Raw genomic sequence first — 19,527 nt, forward strand, 5'->3', positions numbered from 1 at the left:
CGCACCAAGGGCAGTTCAGAGAATGACCGACAAGGGGTCCTTGTACGAATCACGCTGAGTGAGGTTGTACCACCAGCGACGAACATTTTCATATTTAAATACAATGCTTTCGCTTTGCGCCTTGAGGATGTAATCCGTGTATTGAACAAACGCCAAGTCTGCCAGCGAAAGCGAATGCCCCACAAGAAACGTGCCCTCCTCACCAATGGCACGATCGATGGCGGCGTAAATAGCGTCGAGCTTTTCCTCCGCCTCTTTCACCACCGCTAAATCAGTCTCTCCACCATACATGGGTAAAAAGATTTTCTGCCATACCACCGCGAAAGCCTGCGGTGTGAAATAGCTGGAATCTACACTTAACCACTGATCCATCCTGGCAATATCTTCCTGCGCTTCAGGTACCAATGGAGTGCCGGGCAATATGGCAGCCAGATAACGATTAATGGCCTGCGACTCGTAAAGCGTCAGGTCACCGTGCACCAGTACCGGGACTTTACCGAACGGGTTCAAGCCCAAATGTTCATCCGACTTATGCGCCCCCGTGCTCAAGTCGATGCTGATAAATTCAATCGGGATGTTCTTTTCCTTCAGCACCATAAGAACACTGCGCGTACAGGCGCTATTTTCGTTACCGATCAACTTCATAGTGGTGTTTATCATTTACCCAACCCCATTTGCGAACCCATATCCAATGTATTGCCGAACGTCCATCCCTTGCGGATCACCTCGCCATCGAAATAAGCGATATCCATGTTGTCCACGTTGACGACACGATGTGAGGCGGGAATGCCTTTGAGCGGGCCCTTGTGAGTAGCGGTGAAAATGCCTTGGTGAATGACGAAGCTCCCCACCGACCACATATTGGTCATGTTAATGGACGCATCGGGAAAAGCTTCGGCAAGCATCACGAAATCATCGCGCGAATGCTCCCTGCCTACAGCCAGACCTGGAACCATCTGGTCATCCCACTCAATGTCTTCACTCATGCAATCGAGCCAGGGCTCCAATTGCTTGCTCAGTAACAATTCGTTGTAATGACGCATTTTTGCCAGGTTCTCAAACTGCGGTTTCAGCGTTTTGCAGTCGTATATCTGGCACGGCTCGGTTAACGAAGGCACCTCACGCCCTTGGTCGTCAATAGCACCCAGCTGAATAAGCAAGGTGTAAGGGTCTTCATAAGTGTGTTCTTTGGTAATCCTGAGGTCGCTATCAAACCAGAACAGACTTGCCGCGATCAGTCCAACTTTTTTTTGCTCAGGCTCCACCCCCATGTAAGCTTGGACGTGTTTACCCTTCCAACCCCAAACCGCGATGAGCACATTGTCCTTCAGAAACAGCATCTGATCAGCCAATTGCATATCCACAAAGGTATTCTGCCAGTCCTCGTAGTGTTCAAGAATCTGTGAGACACCAATACGATCCGGCTGCCCAGGCGATTTGCGAATCGCATCGGCAGCGTATAAAGACGCCAGAGACTTATAATCTTTAGCGCGCACAGCGGCCAGGTAACGTTCTCGAATGACTGTCAGGCTCATGTTTATTACCAACTGAATGAATGAACGGGGTTAAGTCGACACTGAAGTAAAACTTCAGGCATCGGATCCTCGCTGGGTGACTCAAAGTCCATACCGAAGATTTCTTTATTCTCCTGCTTTATCCATTTATCGAAGGGATGCTGGGAGACGGCCAACTTTTCAAAAGCAGCCTTCAAGTCGGGTGAAGCCAAATAACAAATAAAAAGCTGCATCTCGCCAAACTGTTGCAAAAACCAGTGTTCCTCGGTGGTCTCCATGCGCCCCAGAAAAGCGCGAAATTCAGCATTGCGTTCATCTCTGATCAACTTGGCGAAATTCAGGAATCTCTCCTTTTTATCGCTGGACAAGGGAACGGCAAAAGCGATTGTTTGCATACAGTTACCTCAGGTACGTTTTATAAACTCAAGGGACACGCCCGGCTCGGACGTCATAAATAACCGAGCTTTCAAGACCGGCTCTGACCCTGCCACTGCACGAAGCTCGTAACGTTGTGCAATCCGCACCAGAATCGTCTTACCCTCTGCCTCTGCCAAATGAACGCCAATACACTTTCGCGCCCCGGCGCCAAAGGGTAAATACGCATATTTATGCACTCGCTTGATTCGTTCCGGCGTGAAACGCTCCGGGTCGAATTTCAAGGGTTCATGCCAATATTCGGCACTGCGATGTAAGCCCCATTGAGCGACGATAAAGTCAGAGCCTTTAGGAAAAAGGTAATTCTTGTATTGATAATCTTCCAGCACCACCCGACTCATGCCCCATGAAGAGGGATAAAGCCTTAGCGATTCCTTGAACACGCAGTCCGTGTAGTCCAGGCGCTTTAAATCTTCCAATGTACAAATACCGTTGCCCAGGGCCGCCTCGATCTCGGACCAAAGTCGCTGTTGCTCTTGCGGATGTTTTGAGAGCAGATATAGCGCAAATGCGACGCCATTGGCTGTTGTTTCATGGCCGGCCAAAAACAGGTTCATGACCTCGTGCCTGAGTTGGATATCCGTCATCCCCTGCCCGGTATCCTCATAGACAGCAGACATATACATCGACAACAAGTCGGTGTGCTGAACATCTTTATGTTGATGACGATCGCGAATAATTTTGTAAATAATCGAGTCTATTTTTTCCTTGGCACTTTCATAAGCCTCTTCATTAGAGGCGGTAATGCTGGCTGGCGACCACAGTTTTAACAGAGAGTACTCCTGCAAAACCTCAAGGGCGTTTGTTACATCATTTGTAAAACGCGAGATATCGGTGGAAAAAAGGCATTTGATGACAATCCTCAGAGTGAGTTTTTTCATCTCTTGAGTTGCATCGAGTACGGCGGCACCTTGAGCGTCCCATTCATCAAACATTTCATCGATGCACTCATGAAAGACGTCGCCGAATGCGTCGACACTGCGTTTGCTGAATGAGGGGTTGGCAATTTTTCGTTGGCGCTTCCACTCGTCACCGATCAACGTTGAAAGACCATTACCAATGGCGGGGCTAATCTTTTCCATGGTTTCAGCGCTTTTGGAAAAAAAGCGCTCATGGGTGATCAACATATCCTCGATAAACGGGGCATCCGCAATGAGGTAACCCTCTATACCCGGCAAGTAAACGATATTTCCATATTTTTCCAAGGCGAGTGTGGTCACCCCCAAGGGGTCCTTCAGCATATAAGACGGATCGTTTAGCTCGGGAGAACGGTCCAGGCTGCCAGGCACGACATCAAATCCAGCCTGGGTCGACAGTGCCACCTCCTTCGAATCCATCAAGTCGCCGTTATTCACGCTCTTCATAGCTGCACACTCTCATAGTTACCACGATTAACCGACAGCACTCTGGGCTCGCCATTCACGGCGAAGAAGTTAAGTGACCAGGACACTTCAAGATTCAATACGTGATGCCACCAACCCGCCGGTAAATACAGCATATCGCCTGGTTCCAATTCGCATACTGTATAAACAGCCTGTTTGAAATCTGGAAACTTCTCTGTCGAATAATGATCAGGATCCACTCGACTAGGCTCATACATCAGGTTTCCGCCAACGGTCGTAGGGTAGAGAAAGCGCGTTTCACTGGGTGAATATAAGCGTATTCTTTTTCGGCCCTTAAGTTGTACGAGAAAATTGTCCACCATATCCCTGTGCAACTTCAGCCCCGTATTGGCTGGACCAATCCACCACCGTGGGCTATTAAATACTTCGCGTTCAAAAACGCTTGGAAAACAATAAGTATCTTCGAGTACCGACGGCACGGTATTGGCCGCCATGTAGCCGTCAGCCGCGCATGCGGAGGTATACAAGCTATTAATATATTCGGCAAACGTGGCTTTCAGGTACTTCGGTGGATTGCCTTTTTCCAAATCATATTCTTCAACAAGAACACTCACATCCAGCATCCCCACCGTGTCCACCAGTTGCGCGACAGACATATTGAAGATGGGCCAGGTAACGCCTGCCTTTTTTACAATAACGGGTTCGCCACGCGCCAGATAGGGTTCAATCTCATCTTCGCCTGTAATCGAACGACACATTGAAAAATCTTTGCCTTGAACGCTGTGAGTTTCTAACTGTGCAATACGCTGACGATCAACAACCCCGCTATTGAATATCAGATTCAACAGTTTCATCACATCGACTTCAACATCCTGATCGTCGATGTTACCCACGATGTTCAATTTACCGGTATTGAACAGGGTTAAGGGATCATCCACCTTATTCGCCAACGCATGAAAGGCATCTTCGCTCACTATAATCCTAGCTCGTGAGGGGCTATCCGCGCCCTGCGCCGTCCAGCAAAGCGTGTCAGTCACATCAACAGTGCTCAGCCTGAGCCCCGTTTCCAGTTGCCAATGATACCGCCCCTGCAGACCGTTCAACGCCCACGCTGGAACTCTTTCGCTCAGTTGCTCAATCAGTCGCAGAGACGAGACAGTATTCACTAACATCACATAAGCTCCATGCCAAGCCATATCAAAGCTCAAATAATAAATTCCTGTATTCTTTTCTAAACACAAGACCTATTGCATATTCGATGTAACGCATAAAGAGAGGTGCGTAACCAAGCTTTAGTGGATCTGTCTTCACAGCGACACTCAGCCAATCCCCCGAACTGGAAAACTTTTCATAAAACAGTTGGGTAAACCTATAGTCACTGGACTTAAGCCCGGCCCCGGTGAAGTGCTGCTGCCCAAACAACGAAATGATCGGTTGCAGGCTATCAAGGTGCTCAGAGAACAATTCAAGCAGCCAGGCATGGTAGATACCCTCCTGTGATGCTCTATCATCTTTAGCCACCGCGACCAGTCTGGCCTTAACCTCACTGGCTGTAAGCTCCACTTGCGTGTCCTCCTCCAGCAATCGACCCAGGGCTTTCCAATGCATTGAACAGTCATCGATATACTGATCCAGGTACAACACCAAAAACTCGCTGAAGGATTTGTTTTTTCGGTGTGCCTGGCACATCAACGTGTTCGAGACATAGCTAAAGAAGCTGTAAATCTCTTCTCGGCTTCCCAAGGCGTCCACCAAAAAACTTGGAAAATGGAACGTGGGCCACTTCGAGTCCGTTGCAATAACCCCTTCACGGTCAAATGAATAGGTGGTGTCCCTTTGAACAAATTCCGTTGTTCTGCCGATACCAAATACCCGCGTGCTCGGAATGACGTAGCCGGCTTCGTATTTATTGGTTAAGCCACTTTCCTCCAGGAATGACAGCGTGCGCGCTATCGTATATTTATCAGCATGAGCATTCCCGAGAAAAAAGGATATGAGGTTTGAATATTCTATCGGCGCGCTGGCGGTGAATTTCGTATCTTGGTTTACCTTACGATTCTTTTCTTCATGAATTTCTGCACGAATCGAAGACAGGCTTTTAAGAAACGTTACTGCCTGTTCTCTTTTGTAAGGCACCGTCGCGCGCCTTAGATTGGCCTCGTCCAAAGAAAGAATATCGTTCATTGCACCGGTGTAACCGGCACGCATCATCGTCTTCAGTTCGTCGTAACCCAAGGAGGGTAGGGAATACCCCGACCACTTGATCTGACGTTTTTTATAACGTTCATTGAGTCTAATGACGCGCTCAGCCAGTTCCAAAGCAAAACCGGCACCGCCGATATTTAGCTCCGAGCAAATGAACCAAAAATCATACAGATCATTTTTTAACAAAAACTCTAAGTCGGCCTCAACGACATCAAGATTGCGCTTATCAATTCGCTTGCCCTTGACGTCGGGCTCGACACAAAAATAGCACTGAAAAGGACACCCACGTGATACCTCCACGGCGATTGTCGGCGGCGTTTTAGACAGCAAAGCGGGGCCATAAAACGCCTTGATCTCACTGACGATTTCAGGCCGATACTCTGTGGTTTCAGCGGGTTTATAGAAGCCCACATCGTTATAGATATACTCGGCGCCGTTCTTGTGAATCAGCCCAGGTATTGTCCCAAGATTGCGACCGGATAGCGTGTCATTAAAGGCACGGAAAAAACCGTCCGGACATCCCTGCAACCCAAGATCAATCTCAAGGTAATTAGCCAACTTCCTGGCATGGGTAGTAAAACCAAAACCGCCCATGATAATAGGTGCATCCGTCAGTTCCCTGACCAAGCGAATCAGCCTTTTACTGTCTTCAACCGGGAAGTAGGTTCTAAAGAAGCTGCCCGGTGCTCCGTCAACCACATCATAATTGGAGAGGTCAAGCGAATCTCCTTGTCGCAGGTGTATCCCAATCATTTTTGGGCGCTGGGTCTTTATCACGTTTTTCAGGTATTCATACCAATGCTCAACGTATAACAGATCAATGCGTCTGACACTGAGGTCAAATCGTCTGGCGATTTCACTGATCTGTACAAAGGCGTACGGATATATTGGCCGCCAAGGCAAGTTGCAACAGTTTAACAATAGAAAATCAATTTCCTGGTTTTTCACAGCGTATCGCCTTGTCTACCGGTGCCTATGCACTGACTAATTGGTCAAAAACATCGGTAACTTGAACACGGCCTTGCGTGAATTACATCCTTGGCAAATAGCCATATTGCCGAGCTGTTTGACTCTGCTTTTAACTATTTTTTTCAGGTTGTCGTTGTCGATATGGCCGATATTGGACACGTGTCCAAAATCCTGGAAGCAGCCGAGGATGTCGCCTTTATAGCTCACGCTGACACTGCCGTCGCCAATGGCACAGAAGTTCCTGTTTTCCAAGGTTCCCAATACGGCATTCAGCATGAACTTGACCTTGCCCATACCAGTTTTGTATTCGCTTTCAGACAAATTCAAATCCAGTTCATGCACCAGCTTTTGCCGATATTCACTTTCCAGTTTTGCATTGATGTCCCCTCCTCTATTCCACAGAGGAAACAAATAGATCCGCTTGAAACCAAGGGCGCGCAGGTGTGCCACGGTTTGCGGCAAGGTGCTGTAGATCAACGGTCCGCCCGTTAAGTGGACGATGACTTTATCGGCAGCGGCCTCAGCCAACGCTGCGATATTTCTCCAGATTTTTTCATGGTTCAGGCCGATATGGACCTTGTCGAACACTTCTTTTTGAATGGAGCTGACAGACAATCGTATGACATCAACATTCTGTACGCACGCGTCCAGATTGCGCTGATTGAAAGTAACGGCGGTGGTCGTCACATCAGTTAATACCCCCGAGCGCCGCATCATTCTCAGAAGTTCATGAAACTCGGGGTGTATGGTCGGCTCACCTCGGCCGGCCAGGTCCAGTTCCCATACATAGGATGGATCTACTTGAGAAACGATCTTATCCATGGTCTCCAGCGAGATAAAACCATAGTCCTTGATCACCGAACGGGGACACATACTGCAGGCAGCAGGGCACGATGGAGTCGCCTCAACATTGACAAGTACTTTCTTAAGCACGGGCAGGTCCCTCCATTGAATCGTTCATATTCCATTGGCCGCACATCCGGACTTTCGACTCTTCCAGGCGTCGCGGTGCATCGACTCATCGGCAATCTATAGAAAGTGGATCCCTTCTGTAACTACCACTATTGGTAGGTACACTAATGATCCGAAATCATTATTCTTCACCCAATAAAGCGCTGTCAGCCAAGTTGACCGTCGAGTTCAAATAGAGAGCATTTCCACTCAAAATAATTTTATGGCGCCAGGATTATGCCTCTTTAGCAGCTTGTGTATTCATTTGATTTCTATCGTAAAACTGATCAGATTTACGGCGCTGCTTGGCGTCCCCCGATGCGTGGCAAGGTAAAACTACGATGAGTGCATTGATGAACAACTGGCAAGAAGATTTACTGATGATAACGGACGCAAAGTTGTCCGAATCACAGATAATCAAACACATTCAAGATACTGCAGTGAAGCTTGAGTTCGAGTATTGCGCTTACGGGCTGCAGCTTATTTTTCCCGAGGAAAAAGTCGTCATGTTCAACAACTATCCTCAGCAGTGGCAAAGGCGCTACGAGTCCGAAAACTATTTGGCTATCGACCCGAGCGTTGCTAAAGGGAGACAGAGCCAGGAACCGTTGATATGGAGCGATGAACTCTTTCGCAACACCAAGGCTTTTTGGGAGGAGGCCCGTGCGGGAGGGCTGAAGGTCGGGTGGGCACAATCGATCACTGACGCGGCGGGTGTTGCCAGCATGTTAACGCTCAGTCGCTCTTCACAACCCATCACTCGCCTGGAACTGGAGGCCAATGAAATAAAAATGCGTTGGTTGGTTAATGTGGCTCACATCACACTTTCGAGGCGCATATGTACCCGACTCGCCAATCCCCACGAAGTGAAGCTCACGTCTCGTGAAAAGGAGGTTCTCAAATGGACAGGCAGTGGAAAAACCTCTTTTGAAATCTCCTGCCTATTGGCAATTTCAGAAAACACCGTTAACTTTCATATCAAAAACTCCATACTAAAATTGAGCGCATCGAATAAGACTGCCGCCGTTGTTCAAGCTTTCCTGACCGGATTATTAAACTGACACTCCCTATGATAAAAAAATCAATACATGCCTTCGCCCACCACATTCATTTGCGTCGTTCTTATTCCGTAGTAATCAGATCTGGATACGCCACCAGGGTATCTACCAGAGCAACGTGGTCAACCGAATAGTTTTGTCGGCGAACAAGACATCATCCGTACCTGGCTCTTCTCGACACTGGTACGCAGCCATTTTGAAGCAAAGCCCGGACGGTGATTTCTATCAGTGGCCGAGTGTGAATGGCGACGACGACGCCTTTTGCCGCGATTTGTTCGTGGAAGAACACCTGACTGTGGTACCGGGCTCATACCTGTCGCGTGACGTGGACGGTTTCAACCCTGGCGCTGGTTGCACCGCTGGCGGAGTGTGTGGAAGCGGCTGAACGGGTCAGGGACTTCATTCAACGTCGTTCCTGAACACCCAGCCCGTGTTTACCTCAGATAAACGCGGGCTTACATACTCTAACAGTACGTTAGGAACGTTCCTGCGACGTGGATGAATAAGCCAATACATTCGTCCATTCTCATCGCAGGAAAGATCACATGATAAATCCCGCTTCCCAGCCCGTTTTTCTACACCACCAAACCACCCCGTCCATCGAAGATGATACGGGCAGCGCACACTCCCTTTCCAGAAGCCGGCGAAATATTGGTGAGCCAGCCAAATACTGGCCTCAAAACAGCACGATAAAAATCGCGATGTACGACTACGACATGGACGATGAATATGTGTTGGCCGTCAAAAAAGCCGCCAGCGAATGGCTGCCCCATATCAATCTGAAGTTCGAGTTCGTAGCTGGAGAAGAGGGCAATGTTCGTATCACACAAAATGTGAACAACAACTCCGAAGGCAGCTCAGCCATAGGCACGGACGCACTCGATAGATCTCCAGCGCACCCCACGATGGCGCTGCCACGGGACCATAGGCATCCTAGATTCGCTTACATAGTAAGGCACGAGTTCGGCCATATGCTCGGCGCTCATCACGCTCATCAACACCCCGACGCCAACATTCCATGGGATATGGAGAAGGTCAATCGTCTATCCGGGCTCAGCCCGCAAGAGGTAGAACGCAACTTGCTTCCCTTGCCTCGGTCCAGCAAATACGACTTCATGCCCTACGATGACAACTCGGTCATGCACTATGAAATCAATCCCGCCCTCACCCATGGAGGCTGGGGCCAATCCGAAAGCTGGACGCTGAGCGACGAAGACATAGCCTGGGCCAAAAAGGCCTACCCAAAAACGACGCCTGCTATTTCTTGAGCCCAAGGTTCGCCTCACTCATCCATCAGCCGCGTCTTGATCTAAGCGCATGGGTCGCCGCTCCCACAACGTGGGGCGGTCATGGCTGATGTATCTTGCAACCCATAAATGGGAACAAAGCTTCTTAAATGTTCCACCCACGCTCATCTGGTACACACACTCAGGTGAACGACATGCCCCTCACGATTCCAGCCAACCCCGCCCCTGCGCACGTCATGAGCGCACCTCTGAGTAGAAGTAAACGCGGCGTCGCCATGCCGGACAAACTATGGCCTCAACATTCGGTGCTGACCATCTCGCGACTGAACATGACGCAGGAACAAAAGGATCTGGTAAAGCACAACATCAACAAATGGGCCCCGCACACCAATCTCTACTTCAAGTTCATTGACAGTCCCGACGGCGATATACGCATCACGGTAGACAATGACACCGGCCCTGGATGGTCAAAAGTGGGTACCGACGCCAAGAAGGTTCCATTGTCCAGGCCCACCATGGGCATCAGCTTCACACGGTCTGACGCTAGTATTGCCGCCACAATCCAGCATGAATTCGGCCATGCCCTGGGCCTCAAACATGAGCATCAGCACCCTGACCGGACATTGGACTTAAACAGGGAGAACATCTACGACGAATACGAAAAACGGGGGCGATTCAGCTATGAGGCCGATAACGATATCGTCAGGACTTTTTCACGTCACCAGGTACAGGCCTCTGCAAACTATGATGACAAATCCATCATGCACTATGGCTTTTCTGCTTCAAGACTCAACAGTGCCCCCCCCATCCCGCGTAACTTCAAATTGTCTGAAGACGATAAAACGTTCATCCAGTCGCTTTATCCAGAAGATAAAACCTTCGTGGGCAAACTGCTCAATTCAAGCATCCTGGCAATGATCAGCCCCACCACTACTTGACACTTCCCAAGTTCGCTTCGCTCATGTCCAGGTCCGCCAATACTTCGCGCAGTACATCGTCGCCAATCTGGTGCTGGCGACTCAAACGGTAGAGCTCCAGGCGCTGCGCGCGTAGTGCCTTGAGCCTCAGCCTGCGCTCCAACTGATCCATTTGCAGCGCCAGTGCCTGAGCCTCGGCCGAGTCATTGAATACGTCCAACTGATGACGATACTCCGCCATCAGTCGAGCCTTGAGCTCGGTGGCCAATGCCGCTTGAGCGGCGTCCGGCGTTTCGGCTTCGGCGGGTTCTTCGACCTCCAGCGCATGGATCGCCGCCACGGCGGTCTTTTTCCAGGCCTCGCGCACTTCGTTATGGCGCTTCTCATCCGGACCTTTCTCGACACCCCGCAGCAGCAATGGCAGGGCGATACAGGCAGCGACCAGGGATAACAGGATGACCCCGGCAGCGATAAAGATCAGCAGGTCACGCTCGGGGAAATTCTGGCCCGGTGCCAGCAGCAAGGGCACCGACATGACACCCGCCAACGTCACCGCACCGCGGACACCGCCGACGGTCAACAACCAGCAGGAACGGGCCGTCGGTACCAGGGTCAGCGCACTTTTGCCGCGCAGCCTGCGCAGCAGACCCGACAGCCGCCAGATGCTCTGCACCCAGATAAAGCGCAATACCACCAGCACCAGGAAGATCGCCATCACCTCCAGGCAGCGATACATCAAGGTGGGCCACAGCGTGGTTTCATGGCTGACCACCGCCTTGATGATGTCCGGCAGCTGCAGGCCGAGCAGCAAAAAGATCAAGCCGTTGAAGGCAAATTCCAGCAACGACCACACGCTGCGGTTGAGCAGGCGCGTGCTGGTCTGGCGCGGCAACAGGTCGAGCCAGCTTTGCATCATGCCCGCCGCCACCGCCGAGAGAATGCCGGACGCGCCCAGGCGCTCAGCCAGTACGTAGGCAGCAAAGGGCAGCAACAACATGAACACCACATGGGTCGCCGGGTCATCCCAGCCCCGCGCAATCATCCAGGCGCGCAGGCGGCCGACCAGCCAGCTCAACGCCACCCCGATCGCCAGCCCGCCCACCGCCACCAGTACAAAAGTCAAACTGGCATCAGCCAGCGAAAACACACCGGTCAACGCCGCCGCCAGGGCAAATTTGAAGGTCACCAGGCCCGATGCGTCATTCATCAAGGCTTCGCCCTGAAGCATGTGCATCAACGGCTTGGGCAAACGATTCTGGGAAATGGCTGACACCGCCACCGCGTCCGTAGGCGACAGCACCGCTGCCAGGGCGAAGGCCACGGGCAAGGGAATCGAGGGCAGCAGCCAATGGATGAAGTAGCCGGCACCGACCACGGTGAACAGCACCAACCCCACCGCCAATGTGAGGATCGGCCCGCGCAAGCGCCACAATTCACGCTTGGGCATGCGCCAGCCATCGGAAAACAGCAACGGCGGCAAGAACAGGAACAGAAACAGCTCCGGGTCCAGCGCCACGTGCAGGCCCAGCGTAGGCCAGGCCAGCAGGGCTCCGGCGGCAATCTGCAGCAACGGCAACGGCAGTGGGATAATGCGCCCGACCAGGCGCGAAACGCTGACCAGCATCAGCAGGATAAGAACGGTGTAGGCGGTTTGCATAACGCGGGGTTCCCGGACAATCGACTTGCAATGACACACATCAGGCAACAACTGGCCGTTGAAGTGCCTTATTACTCCGCTATGTTACCCGCCTGTACCGCGCACTGGCGCTTACACAAACGTCGCATCCTGCTGACGAGCGGAGCCGAAACGCGCCGGGCGTGGCATAATCCGCGATCTTCCATTTTTCATTCGTCCAGAGGAGGGCAATTCCTTGACTGCTTCAAGCAAAACCTTGCACCTTTTCGGCATCAAAGCCTGCGACACCATGAAAAAGGCGCGCACCTGGCTCGATGAGCATGCGGTGACCTATGAGTTCCATGACTACAAAACGGCCGGTATCGACCGCGAACACTTGACTCAATGGTGCAACGAGCACGGTTGGCAGGTGGTGTTGAACCGTGCAGGCACCACCTTTCGCAAACTCGAAGACGAACGCAAAGCCGATCTCGATCAGTCGAAAGCCATTGAGTTGATGCTCGCACAACCCTCGATGATCAAGCGCCCGGTGCTCGATCTCGGTGACAGAACCCTGATTGGCTTCAAGCCAGATAGTTATTCGGCGGCCCTCAAGTAGGCCAGCCTTCCATTTTTGTAGAGGTAACAGCATGTCCCATTCCCTGTTCAGCCTGGGCTTCGGCGTCGGCACTCAGAACCGCCAAGGTGCTTGGCTGGAAGTGTTTTACGCACAACCGCTGCTCAATCCGTCGGCTGAAATCGTCGCCGCCATCGCGCCGATCCTGGGTTACACCGAAGGTAATCAAGCGATCACATTCACCATCAGCCAGGCGCTGCAACTGGCTGATGCGCTCAAAAATGTCGATGCTACCCAAGCCGCGCTGCTCAATCGGCTCGCCGAAAGCCACACCCCGCTGGTCGCGACGCTGCTGGCCGAAGACGCCGCACTGACCTCCACGCCTGAGGCTTACCTCAAGTTGCACCTGCTGTCCCATCGCCTGGTCAAGCCTCACGGCTTGAGCCTGGCCGGTGTGTTCCCGCAGCTGCCGAACGTGGCGTGGACCAGCCAGGGCGCCATCGATATCGCTGAACTGGCCGAACGCCAGCTGGAAGCGCGCCTGCGAGGCGAGCTGCTGGAAGTGTTCTCGGTGGACAAGTTCCCGAAAATGACCGACTACGTGGTACCGAGCGGTGTGCGTATCGCTGACGCAGCCCGCCTGCGCCTGGGCGCCTACGTCGGCGAAGGCACCACCGTGATGCACGAAGGTTTCGTCAACTTCAACGCCGGCACCGAAGGCCCGGGCATGATCGAAGGCCGTGTATCGGCGGGCGTGTTCGTCGGCAAGGGTTCCGACCTGGGCGGCGGCTGCTCCACCATGGGCACCCTGTCGGGTGGCGGCAACATCGTGATCAAGGTCGGCGAAGGCTGCCTGATCGGCGCCAATGCCGGTATCGGTATCCCGTTGGGCGACCGCAACACCGTGGAGTCCGGCCTGTATGTGACCGCCGGGACCAAAGTGGCGTTGCTGGACGAGAACAACCAACTGGTCAAAGTGGTCAAGGCGCGTGAACTGGCCGGCCAGCCGGACCTGCTGTTCCGCCGCAACTCCGAGACCGGTGCCGTGGAGTGCAAAACCCACAAATCGGCCATCGAACTGAACGAAGCGCTGCACGCTCACAACTAAGCAGCCACTCGATGCCCCTGGCGGGTCGCACCTTTGGTTGCGGCTCGCTTATACGAGTTTTGAACATCATGCTTGTGCCCTCCCCCTGGCGCGCTGACTTTCCAGCCATCGCCACCCTGCAACGGCAAGACCAGACCTACCTGGACAGCGCCGCTACCACGCAGAAACCTCAAGCCCTGTTGGACGCGATCAGCCATTACTACGCCAATGGCGCCGCCAATGTGCACCGTGCCCAGCATTTGCCGGGGGCTCATGCGACCCAGGCGTTTGAAGACAGTCGCAGCAAGGTGGCGCAGTGGTTGAATGCGGGCGACAGCGGGCAGGTGGTGTTTTCCCATGGCGCAACCTCTGCGCTGAACCTCCTGGCCTATGGCCTGGAGCATTTATTCAACGCGGGCGATGAGATTGCCATCAGCGCCCTGGAGCACCACGCCAACCTGCTGCCCTGGCAGCAACTGGCAAAACGTCGCGCGCTCACGCTGGTGGTATTGCCCCTGGACGATGACGGCGTGATTGACCTTGAAGCCGCCGCCACCTTGATCGGCCCGCGCACGCGGTTGCTGGCAGTGAGCCAATTGTCCAACGTGCTCGGCGCGTGGCAGCCGCTGGAAGCCTTATCAAAAATGGCTAAGACGCACGGCGCCCTTACTGTGGTAGATGGCGCGCAAGGCATCGTCCATGGTCGCCACGACGTGCAGGCCCTGGGCTGCGACTTCTATGTATTTTCCAGTCACAAACTCTACGGCCCGGACGGTGTCGGCGTGCTATACGGTCGCCACGAAGCCCTGCATCACCTGCGCCACTGGCAGTTCGGCGGCGAGATGGTGCAACAGGCGGACTACCACAGCGCCAGCTTCCGCCCTGCCCCGCTGGGTTTTGAAGCCGGCACGCCGCCAATTGCCGGCGTGATCGGCCTGGGGGCGAGCCTGGACTACCTCAGTTCGCTGGATCAGCTCGTCGTCATCGCCCATGAAGCAGCGCTGCACGACTACCTGCTACGTGGGCTCAAAGCACGCAATGGCTTACGCATACTCGGATCGCCGCAAGTGGCACTGGCCAGCTTTGTGGTCGAGGGCGTGCACAACGCCGACCTCGCCCACCTCCTGACCGAGCAAGGAATTGCCGTGCGTGCCGGTCATCATTGTGCGATGCCGTTGCTCAAGACATTGCAGCTATCGGGCGCGATTCGTGTGTCCCTGGCGCTGTACAACGATTCCGATGACCTGGAGCGCTTCTTTGAAGCGCTGGACCAGGCGCTGGACATGCTGCGATGAGCTTGCCAACCGACGCAACGGCAGCACTGGAGGCGTTCCAGGCCGTAGGCGGCTGGGAGCAACGTGCGCGCCTGTTGATGCAATGGGGCGAGCAACTGCCGGCGCTGGCGGACGCAGACAAGGTCGACGCCAACCTGGTACACGGCTGCGAAAGCCTGGTGTGGCTGGTGGGCCACTTGCAGGACGGCCATTGGCAGTTTGCCGCCAGCAGCGATGCGCGGATGATTCGTGGGTTGGTGGCGTTGCTGCTGGCCCGGGTCAATGGCTTGGCGACTGATCAATTGCAAGCGGTTGACCTGCCTGACTGGTTCAATCAACTGGGCTTGTCGCGCCAGTTATCGCCGTCGCGCAGCAATGGCTTGAATGCGGTCTTGCAGCGCATGCGCGAATTAAGCCGTACGCAATACTAAATGTGGGAGGAGGCTTGCCCCCGATAGCTGAGTGCCAGTCACTGGATAAGTTGGCTGACCCACTGCTATCGGGGGCAAGCCCCCTCCCACATTTTGATGTGTGCAAGGTAGTGAGGTCTAGGTGGGCTTGACCCGCTCCGACGGCCTGCGCACCCCGGCCACAATCTTGTCCACCGCCTTGGTCGCCGCCACCATGCCGAAGGTCGCGGTGACCATCATCACAGCGCCAAACCCTCCCGCGCAGTCAAGCTTGACCCCATCGCCGACAAAACTCTTCTGCAAACAGATGCTGCCGTCCGGCTTGGGATAGCGCAGTTGCTCGGTGGAAAACACGCACGGCACGCTGTAATGGCGGGTCACCGTGCGTGAGAAACCGTAGTCACGGCGCAGGGTGGAGCGCACTTTCGAGGCCAGCGGGTCGTTGAAGGTGCGGTTGAGGTCGCACACCTGGATCAGCGTCGGATCGATCTGCCCGCCGGCGCCACCGGTGGTGATGATCTGGATCTTGCGGCGCTTGCACCAGGCAATCAGTGCCGCCTTGGCGTTGACCGCGTCGATGCAGTCGATCACGCAATCGATGTCTGGCGTGATGTATTCGGCCATGGTGTCACGTGTGACGACGTCCGCCACCGCATGCACCGTGCACGCCGGGTTGATGCTGCGCAGGCGTTCGGCCATTACTTCAACCTTGGGTTTGCCTACGGTGCTGTCCAATGCATGCAACTGGCGGTTGCTGTTGCTGACGCAGACGTCGTCCAGGTCAAACAGCGAAATCTCGCCCACCCCGCAACGGGCCATGGCTTCCGCCGCCCACGAGCCCACGCCGCCGACACCGACGATCGCCACATGGGCCGCTTTCAAGCGTTCCAGGCCTTCAATGCCATACAAGCGGGCGACGCCTGCAAACCGCGGATCTTCTGTGCTCATGACCATTACCCTAAAAACCGGCGCGCATTATGGGCTACGCAGCGACAAGTTTTAAGCCATCAGCTACAAGTTAAGAACTTAGATGCACTTTCGCTGCCCAATGTCCGGTTTTTCTCGGCTTGCTGTACGCTCAGGGAAAGGCCAGTGTAGGATGCGCGCCGGTTGGCGTAGGCCGACACCTCTTTTCGTTCCACACCCTTTGGAACCCGACATAACCATGGCATCGCGTAAATTTGGACTCAACCTGGTGGTGGTGCTGGCAATTGCCGCGCTGTTCACCGGTTTCTGGGCGCTGATCAACCGCCCGGTCACCGCTCCCAACTGGCCCGAGCAGATCTCGGGGTTTTCCTATTCGCCGTTTCAACAAGGCCAATACCCGCAGAAAGACCAGTACCCCACTGACGAGCAGATGCGTCAGGACCTTGCGATCATGAGCAAGCTGACGGACAACATCCGTACCTACTCGGTCGATGGCACTCTGGGGGACATCCCCAAGCTGGCGGAAGAGTTCGGCCTGCGCGTGACCCTCGGTATCTGGATCAGCCCGGACCTGGAACGCAATGAACGCGAGATCCAGCGCGCCATCGAGATCGCCAACACGTCGCGCAGCGTCGTGCGCGTGGTGGTCGGCAACGAAGCGTTATTCCGCGAGGAAATCACTCCCGAAGCCCTGATCGTGCTGCTCGACCGCGTGCGTGCCGCCGTGAAAGTGCCGGTGACCACCTCCGAGCAATGGCACATCTGGGAAAAGAACCCGCAACTGGCCAAGCACGTCGACCTGATTGCCGCGCACATCCTGCCGTTCTGGGAATTCATTCCGATGGACAAGGCCGGCCAGTACGTACTCGACCGCGCCAGGGATCTGAAGAAACTGTTCCCGAAAAAGCCGCTGCTGCTGTCGGAGGTTGGCTGGCCGAGCAACGGGCGCATGCGCGGTGGCAATGAAACGTCGCCAGCGGACCAGGCGGTTTACCTGCGCACATTGGTTAACAAACTGAACCGGCAAGGGTTCAACTACTTCGTCATCGAAGCCTTCGACCAGCCCTGGAAGGTCAGCGACGAAGGCTCGGCCGGCGCCTATTGGGGCGTGTTCAACGCCGCGCGCCAGCAGAAATTCAACTTTGAAGGCCCGGTGGTCGCCATCCCGCAATGGCGCGTACTGGCCATCGGCTCGGTGGTGCTGGCCCTGCTGTCCCTGACGCTGTTGATGATCGACGGTTCGGCCCTGCGCCAGCGTGGCCGCACCTTTCTCACGTTTATCGCATTCCTGTGCGGATCGGTACTGGTGTGGATCGGCTACGACTACAGCCAGCAATACAGCACCTGGTTCAGCGTCACCGTCGGCATCCTCCTGGCCCTCGGCGCCCTGGGCGTGTTTATCGTGCTGCTGACCGAAGCCCACGAACTGGCCGAAGCGGTGTGGACCCACAAGCGCCGGCGTGAATTCCTGCCGGTCGAGGGGGAATCGGACTACCGACCCAAAGTGTCGATCCATGTGCCGTGCTACAACGAGCCGCCGGAGATGGTCAAACAGACCCTCGACGCCCTCGCGGCGCTCGATTACCCGGACTACGAAGTCCTGATCATCGACAACAACACCAAGGACCCGGCGGTGTGGGAGCCGGTGCGCGACTATTGCCAGACCCTCGGCCCGCGCTTCAAGTTCTTCCACGTCGCGCCCCTGGCCGGTTTCAAGGGTGGCGCGCTGAACTACCTGATCCCGCACACCGCCAAGGACGCCGAAGTGATTGCGGTGATCGACTCCGATTACTGCGTGTCGCCCAATTGGCTCAAGCACATGGTGCCGCACTTCGCCGACCCGAAAATCGCCGTGGTGCAGTCGCCGCAGGATTATCGCGACCAGAACGAAAGCACCTTCAAGAAGCTCTGCTACGCGGAATACAAAGGCTTTTTCCATATCGGCATGGTCACCCGCAACGACCGTGACGCGATCATCCAGCACGGCACCATGACCATGACCCGTCGCTCGGTGCTCGAAGAACTGGGCTGGGCCGACTGGTGCATCTGTGAAGACGCCGAACTTGGCCTGCGCGTGTTCGAGAAAGGCCTGTCGGCGGCGTATTACCACGACAGCTATGGCAAGGGCCTGATGCCGGATACCTTTATCGACTTCAAGAAACAGCGTTTCCGCTGGGCCTACGGCGCGATCCAGATCATCAAGCGCCACACCGCCAGCCTGCTGCGCGGCAAAGGCACCGAGCTGACCCGTGGCCAGCGCTATCACTTCCTCGCGGGCTGGCTGCCGTGGGTGGCCGACGGCATGAACATCTTCTTCACCGTCGGCGCGCTGCTGTGGTCGGCGGCGATGATCATCGTGCCGACCCGCGTCGATCCGCCGTTGCTGATCTTCGCGATCCCGCCGCTGGCGCTGTTCGTGTTCAAGGTGGGCAAGATCATCTTCCTGTACCGCCGTGCGGTCGGGGTGAACCTCAAGGATGCATTCTGCGCGGCCCTGGCCGGCCTGGCGTTGTCGCACACCATCGCCAAGGCGGTGCTTTACGGTTTCTTCACCACCAGCATTCCGTTCTTTCGTACACCGAAAAACGCCGACAACCATGGCTTCTGGGTGGCGATTTCCGAGGCCCGCGAAGAAATGTTCATCATGCTGCTGTTGTGGGGCGCAGCCCTGGGCATCTACCTGGTGCAAGGCCTGCCGAGCAATGACATACGCTTCTGGGTGGTGATGCTGCTGGTGCAGTCGCTGCCATATGTGGCCGCGTTGATCATGGCGTTCCTGTCGTCGCTGCCCAAACCGGCACCGAAGGCCGAGCCTGTCACTGCGGTGTAAAAACTTGCGTCATGCACTAAACGGCGGCCTCTGGCCGCCGTTTTGCTATAAGATAACGGCCGTTTTACACGCCTTGCACACATCACTGTAGGAGCGAGCTTGCTCGCGAAAATCGTTAACGATGAAGCGGACACCCTGAATGCACGCGGTGCCCTTGCGTTTTTCGCG

17 protein-coding genes and 1 pseudogene are annotated in these 19,527 nt (G+C 54.6%); 9 read left to right on the forward strand and 9 right to left on the reverse strand.

What is annotated here, in order from left to right; genetic code table 11:
• Window positions 1-15: 15 nt before the first annotated feature.
• From J1G34_RS14890 to J1G34_RS14920, 7 genes are read right to left on the reverse strand one after another with little or no spacing between them, the layout of a single operon-like run.
• Window positions 16-645 (reverse strand): glutathione S-transferase family protein, encoded by a 630-nt coding sequence (locus tag J1G34_RS14890; RefSeq protein WP_065893610.1) that lies wholly within the window; start codon window positions 643-645, stop codon window positions 16-18.
• 11 nt (window positions 646-656) lie between these two features.
• A complete protein-coding gene (locus J1G34_RS14895; protein WP_065893359.1) occupies window positions 657-1,535 on the reverse strand; it encodes a nuclear transport factor 2 family protein in 879 nt (292 codons plus the stop codon).
• A gap of 5 nt (window positions 1,536-1,540) precedes the next feature.
• A complete protein-coding gene (locus J1G34_RS14900; protein ID WP_065893358.1) occupies window positions 1,541-1,909 on the reverse strand; it encodes a hypothetical protein in 369 nt (122 codons plus the stop codon).
• Between the two features lie 9 nt (window positions 1,910-1,918).
• Window positions 1,919-3,313, reverse strand: a complete 1,395-nt coding sequence (locus J1G34_RS14905; protein WP_205928376.1) for a cytochrome P450 — start codon at window positions 3,311-3,313, stop codon at window positions 1,919-1,921.
• Window positions 3,310-4,500, reverse strand: coding sequence for a cupin-like domain-containing protein (locus tag J1G34_RS14910; protein ID WP_222994272.1), 1,191 nt, complete (start codon window positions 4,498-4,500; stop codon window positions 3,310-3,312). Before J1G34_RS14910 ends, J1G34_RS14905 begins: the two co-directional genes overlap by 4 nt.
• Window positions 4,490-6,445, reverse strand: a complete 1,956-nt coding sequence (locus J1G34_RS14915; RefSeq protein ID WP_083203240.1) for a radical SAM protein — start codon at window positions 6,443-6,445, stop codon at window positions 4,490-4,492. The genes J1G34_RS14910 and J1G34_RS14915 overlap by 11 nt, the downstream gene beginning before the upstream one ends.
• Before the next feature lie 36 nt (window positions 6,446-6,481).
• Entirely contained in the window at window positions 6,482-7,399 is a 918-nt protein-coding gene (locus J1G34_RS14920) for a radical SAM protein (protein ID WP_205928375.1), read from the reverse strand.
• 371 nt (window positions 7,400-7,770) lie between these two features.
• Between J1G34_RS14920 and J1G34_RS14925 the strand changes: the two genes are divergently transcribed.
• From J1G34_RS14925 to J1G34_RS14940, 4 genes and pseudogenes are all read left to right on the forward strand, one after another.
• Window positions 7,771-8,478: an autoinducer binding domain-containing protein gene (locus tag J1G34_RS14925; RefSeq protein ID WP_222994273.1), complete on the forward strand. Its 708-nt coding sequence runs from the start codon at window positions 7,771-7,773 to the stop codon at window positions 8,476-8,478.
• A 199-nt stretch (window positions 8,479-8,677) separates the two neighbouring features.
• Window positions 8,678-8,894 (forward strand): annotated as a pseudogene (locus J1G34_RS14930) (succinyldiaminopimelate transaminase); the annotation flags it as partial.
• Window positions 8,895-9,020: 126 nt separating this feature from the next.
• Window positions 9,021-9,743 (forward strand): M12 family metallopeptidase, encoded by a 723-nt coding sequence (locus tag J1G34_RS14935; protein ID WP_222994274.1) that lies wholly within the window; start codon window positions 9,021-9,023, stop codon window positions 9,741-9,743.
• Window positions 9,744-9,916: 173 nt separating this feature from the next.
• Window positions 9,917-10,660 (forward strand): M12 family metallopeptidase, encoded by a 744-nt coding sequence (locus J1G34_RS14940; RefSeq protein ID WP_065893352.1) that lies wholly within the window; start codon window positions 9,917-9,919, stop codon window positions 10,658-10,660.
• On the opposite strand, the gene J1G34_RS14945 is transcribed toward J1G34_RS14940, so the two are convergent.
• Window positions 10,653-12,296 carry a Na+/H+ antiporter gene (locus tag J1G34_RS14945; RefSeq protein ID WP_122683486.1) on the reverse strand — a complete coding sequence of 548 codons (1,644 nt, stop codon included), beginning with the start codon at window positions 12,294-12,296 and terminating at the stop codon, window positions 10,653-10,655. The two genes, J1G34_RS14940 and J1G34_RS14945, sit on opposite strands and share 8 nt — an antisense overlap.
• A gap of 268 nt (window positions 12,297-12,564) precedes the next feature.
• On the opposite strand from J1G34_RS14945, the gene J1G34_RS14950 reads away from it, so the two are divergent.
• From J1G34_RS14950 to J1G34_RS14965, 4 genes are all read left to right on the forward strand, one after another.
• Complete coding sequence (locus J1G34_RS14950; RefSeq protein ID WP_232790536.1) at window positions 12,565-12,873, forward strand: arsenate reductase; 309 nt, start codon at window positions 12,565-12,567, stop codon at window positions 12,871-12,873.
• A 31-nt stretch (window positions 12,874-12,904) separates the two neighbouring features.
• Entirely contained in the window at window positions 12,905-13,939 is a 1,035-nt protein-coding gene (dapD, locus tag J1G34_RS14955) for a 2,3,4,5-tetrahydropyridine-2,6-dicarboxylate N-succinyltransferase (protein WP_065886081.1), read from the forward strand.
• A 68-nt stretch (window positions 13,940-14,007) separates the two neighbouring features.
• Window positions 14,008-15,213 (forward strand): aminotransferase class V-fold PLP-dependent enzyme, encoded by a 1,206-nt coding sequence (locus J1G34_RS14960; RefSeq protein WP_222994275.1) that lies wholly within the window; start codon window positions 14,008-14,010, stop codon window positions 15,211-15,213.
• Window positions 15,210-15,623, forward strand: coding sequence for a SufE family protein (locus J1G34_RS14965; RefSeq protein ID WP_122461529.1), 414 nt, complete (start codon window positions 15,210-15,212; stop codon window positions 15,621-15,623). Before J1G34_RS14960 ends, J1G34_RS14965 begins: the two co-directional genes overlap by 4 nt.
• Window positions 15,624-15,740: 117 nt before the next feature.
• Here J1G34_RS14965 and tcdA read toward each other — a convergent pair whose 3' ends face one another.
• Window positions 15,741-16,550, reverse strand: coding sequence for a tRNA cyclic N6-threonylcarbamoyladenosine(37) synthase TcdA (tcdA, locus tag J1G34_RS14970; protein WP_222994276.1), 810 nt, complete (start codon window positions 16,548-16,550; stop codon window positions 15,741-15,743).
• A 217-nt stretch (window positions 16,551-16,767) separates the two neighbouring features.
• On the opposite strand from tcdA, the gene J1G34_RS14975 reads away from it, so the two are divergent.
• A complete protein-coding gene (locus J1G34_RS14975) occupies window positions 16,768-19,359 on the forward strand; it encodes a glycosyltransferase (RefSeq protein ID WP_065893347.1) in 2,592 nt (863 codons plus the stop codon).
• Window positions 19,360-19,527: the final 168 nt, after the last annotated feature.

This window comes from Pseudomonas sp. Wu6, assembly GCF_019891515.1.
GTDB classification, from domain to species: domain Bacteria; phylum Pseudomonadota; class Gammaproteobacteria; order Pseudomonadales; family Pseudomonadaceae; genus Aquipseudomonas; species Aquipseudomonas orientalis_A.